The sequence below is a fragment of the Vibrio sp. 1978 genome, assembly GCF_033344345.1.
Genome location: NZ_JAWPOP010000825.1, coordinates 1 through 567 on the forward strand (window position 1 = coordinate 1; position 567 = coordinate 567).

The 567-nt window shown below is 46.0% G+C and carries 1 protein-coding gene; it reads right to left on the reverse strand.

Annotated elements, in window-relative coordinates; genetic code table 11:
* Nucleotides 1-567, reverse strand: a 567-nt coding sequence (locus R8N49_RS29330; protein WP_318190722.1) for a PhoH family protein, incomplete at both ends; no start/stop codon positions are given.

Genomic DNA, 567 nt, shown 5'->3' on the forward strand with positions numbered 1-567 from the left:
CATCTGTTCAACGGTAGTGTTCTGACTTTCATCTAGAATGATGAAAGCATCGTTCAGCGTACGACCGCGCATGTATGCCAGAGGAGCAACCTCGATAACGTTGCGTTCAATCAGCTTTTCAACTCGCTCGAAGCCTAGCATCTCGAATAATGCGTCGTACAGTGGACGAAGGTATGGGTCAACCTTTTGGCTTAAATCACCAGGTAAGAAACCCAGTTTTTCACCCGCTTCTACCGCCGGACGTGTCAAAAGAATGCGACGAATTTCTTGGCGTTCTAGTGCATCAACTGCTGCTGCAACGGCAAGGTAAGTCTTACCTGTACCTGCAGGACCAATACCAAAAGAGATGTCGTGCGTAACCATATTGACCAAGTATTGAGCTTGGTTTGGTGTGCGCGGTTTAATGACGCCTTTTTTGGTTTTTACGAACACTTCTTTTCCGTGCGCAATACTTGATTCGGTATTTTGTTCTAATACGCCAGATTCTTTGATCGCCAGATGAATTTGTTCTGGTTCGATATCTGGGATCTCGCCACGCACAGGCGCAGTATCTACATAAAGCGTTTT